Here is a 459-nt window from a genome sequence, read left to right as displayed (position 1 = left end):
ACGTCGTCGGGATCATGATGGACGCACCGCACCGCGCGGCCGACGGGTCACCGGGATCCTCGGCGGCGCCGCTGTTCCACAACATCGCGTCGTGGCTGCTGCAACGCCACAACGTACCGTTGTCGGCGGATCCGGGGCCGCGGTTGACCCTGCAGGCGACCTGACCGCGATAGTCGTGGGTGGTGCGGTCGGCGGACCGCAGATGGGTACTGTGGCATGGCCATGAAGCTGCGTCCCAGCCGTCCCGCCGGCCAATACCTTCTGCCGCTCGCCGAACAGGTCCAAGCGGTACCCGCTAGCGGAAATCTCCTGCCGGAACTTCGGGTAACAGGCGTCACCCTGCGCGGTCAGGATGCCCAGCCTGGGGATCTGTTCGCCGCGCTCCCGGGCGCGGCGGTGCACGGCGCGCGCTATGCGGCAGACGCGGTCGCCGCCGGTGCGGTGGCAGTGCTCACAGAC

Annotated in this window: 1 protein-coding gene; it reads left to right on the top strand. The window is 69.7% G+C overall.

Annotated features, from left to right (window positions below):
* Window positions 1–216: 216 nt before the first annotated feature.
* The coding region (locus RNC47_RS36700; protein WP_311605206.1) for a Mur ligase domain-containing protein at window positions 217–459 on the top strand (243 nt) is incomplete at its 3' end.

Source organism: Streptomyces millisiae, assembly GCF_031845425.1.
Taxonomy (GTDB): domain Bacteria; phylum Actinomycetota; class Actinomycetes; order Streptomycetales; family Streptomycetaceae; genus Streptomyces; species Streptomyces millisiae.
This window is presented reverse-complemented; position numbering and strand designations above follow the sequence as displayed.